Annotated in this window: 2 protein-coding genes; both read left to right on the top strand. The window is 53.8% G+C overall.

Features of this window, described 5'->3' with window-relative positions; genetic code table 11:
- A partial coding sequence (locus NJ959_RS28285; protein ID WP_254015095.1) for an RHS repeat-associated core domain-containing protein occupies positions 1-872 on the top strand: 872 nt, incomplete at its 5' end.
- Positions 872-1342: a hypothetical protein gene (locus NJ959_RS28280; RefSeq protein WP_254015094.1), complete on the top strand. Its 471-nt coding sequence runs from the start codon at positions 872-874 to the stop codon at positions 1340-1342. The genes NJ959_RS28285 and NJ959_RS28280, both read left to right, overlap by 1 nt.
- The last annotated feature ends 1337 nt before the right edge of the window (positions 1343-2679 follow it).

Below are 2679 nucleotides of genomic sequence, written 5' to 3'. Positions count from 1 at the left end.
GCGGCAGCGGTGCGTTGAGCGTCAAGGCGTTGTATGCGGTGGGGGATGATCGGGTCAGGCGCTACACGCCGGCCGTGGCTGCAAACGGATCGAATCCCGGCGTTCCTGCGGGGCTGCGCTACTACCACGCCGACGGGCTGGGCAGCACGCGATTGCTGACCGACGAAGCCGGTTCGGTTACTGACAAGACGACGTTCGAAGCATTCGGCGAAATCGACGCGGCGGCTTCGCAGCAGACTAGCGACAACAACTTCCTGTACACCGGAGAGCAGTTGGATCCCAACTCGGGGTTCTATTACCTGCGGGCTCGCTACATGGACCCGCGTGTGGGGCGATTTACGCAGCAAGATACTTTCGCAGGTGTCGGGAATGATCCGGCATCACTTCACAAATATCTCTATGCAAACGACAACCCTGCGGTTTACGTCGATCCGTCAGGAAGGTCTGCGCTTGCTCTTGGAAATGGTGTTGCGACAGCGGCGCTAGCTCTAGCTATTAGAGTCACCATTAGAGTAACGCTTATAGCTGCTGCCGCTACCGTAACAGGGTATGGAGTGCACGCCTTACTGCGTGAAGTAAGGTTCTCTATTTATGAAGAAGAAGGCTGGGCGTCGCAGAGAGTCCTTACGCCTCAGCAGGAAAAACAGAAGCAGGCTGAGTACGAAATAATGAAGGGGCTTTCGGTTATGCCGCCAGATCCCGGCAGCGGCTGTGGCCCGCTGTCTCGGAACATACATCACGCTAAGGCTGTCATTTTCCGCTACAGGGCGTGGGATGCACTATGGTTTCCCGGTCGGCATGTTCAGAAAATAGCAGACTGGGAAAGGCGGCTGGAAAACCTGAAAAAAGAGCACAATAGGAACTGTACTTAATGGGAAAGCCTCGTAGTACTAAAGAGATTCCGCTTCCTATACCGACAGCGCGTGATTGGGGAGAATTGCCCGAAGATGATCTCGACTTATTAGCTTCCTACAGGGACTACTTTGGGAAATCTTGTGAAGAGATTCAGTCGCGGTTTTCCAGGGCTCCAATAGCGATGGTAGATGGAATTCGCTGGATGCCGTTGAGGCCGTTTGTGTTCTACATCAGATGTCTTGCAAAATTTGTTATGAGCAGTCCAATAAATGAGTCGACTGCTCCTGATTTGGCAAGCTCATTTCTTCGCTTGATTGAAGAAAAGGCGCAAACGTGCCCGGCAGGAATACGGGCGAACATGGGAGTTGTGCGTGAAGCAGTGAAGTACGTCTCCGAAAATCAGGCGCTGTTCAATGCGGCCACTGATGTTTATGGTGATTTCTCAGCGCACGGTTCGGAGATTGAGCGCCTCCTTGGTGGGATTTAGGCGTGATCCAGGCCGCAGTCCAGGCAGCTGCGCAGTCCAGACAGCTGCGCAGTCCAGGTCCACCACTTCTAGGAGATCGCCTACTCCCGAGAACGAGGACAACCAGCCCTCGGAAAACCCCGATTCTCTCGCGAGCGCTTCTCCGATTGATTAACGGTTGCCTGGCTCTGTGTTGATGCAGTCCGCTCAAACAACAGTCCCCGCGCTCTGAGCGAAGACCGGGACAACCACTTCTAGGAAATCTCCGACGGCATCGCGAGCACTTCTCCGATGAACTGACGGTTTCCTGGCTCTGTGCTGATCTAGTCCGCCGAAACGACAATCCCCGCGCTGGCGGGGATTGTTGTTTAAGCCTTCAGCACGGTTGCGGGAGGTCATGAAACCGGGCCTGGGTACTGGCAGGGCAGCGGATTCAAATTCCACATTCCACAGGGGTCCATCAATTGATAGTGCCCGTTGATACTGAGGAAATACGAAGATTGATGGATGTTGCCAAAGAGAGTGGGCACCTCTATTTGCTTACATCATTGACATTGAATGGACTCGTGGCCTGGTTCGTGGCGGATGGACCTCGATAAGTCAGGCTGAACTGCAATCCGTTCTCGAGGGGCTCTCTGTTGTGGCCGGGACGCTTACACATCAGCAAGCAAGCGAAATTGAATCCGTTTTAATAATCTAATTATCTACGGATTATGCAGTGCATTATGTCTCCTCTTCTCTTGGTGCGAATAATTCAATTCGAATTTTACAATGTGGATTTGGTTATGAGCTGTTTAGTAAGGCGACGGAAAGAGTGAAAATTGAAATAGGTGTCGCGGGGGAGTGGGAGTGTGCACTACAGTATGCGGATGGTATGCCGACGCATTCAGGATGGGTGGCCTTTATCGGCGGATTTGACACGCAATCCTACTTGGTGTCTTGATCGGCAATTAGGATGTGTGTCAGTGCAGCGTGCGAAAGATAAGTACGTTTGGGTTCTCGGAAGTAGCATTGGGAAAATTTGGGAGGTTCTGAAGTGCGCCGTGGTAGGCGCCTCCCTCCAGCTGGAGAGTCGACGAAGACCGGGACAACCACTTCCAGGAAATGGCTCGTCGCGGAATCGTGTGGGTTGTTCGGGCATCCAGTAGTTGCTGTCACGTCGTCATTCAAGCCATCTTTCGGCTGCGGAAGGTCGGCGGTTTCCTGCTCTGACTGTGTGCTGTGGGATTTCCTGATGAAGACGGGGCGTAACCTTCGCGAGTTGTTCTCCTTTCCTGGCTTCGTGACAGCGGCGACGCTCAAGGCAGGTCCGGCGCGCCGGGATGCCGGCGCCGCGCGCCATTGGCATCGACGAGATC

Origin of the sequence: Limnofasciculus baicalensis BBK-W-15 (genome assembly GCF_024178385.1) — a bacterium.
Taxonomy (GTDB): Bacteria; Cyanobacteriota; Cyanobacteriia; order Cyanobacteriales; family Coleofasciculaceae; genus Limnofasciculus; species Limnofasciculus baicalensis.
This window is presented reverse-complemented; position numbering and strand designations above follow the sequence as displayed.

Excerpts from the sequence above, each read along its gene's own strand:
- NJ959_RS28280 (WP_254015094.1), top strand. The coding sequence starts at position 872 with ATGGGAAAGCCTCGTAGTACTAAAGAGATTCCGCTTCCTATACCGACA.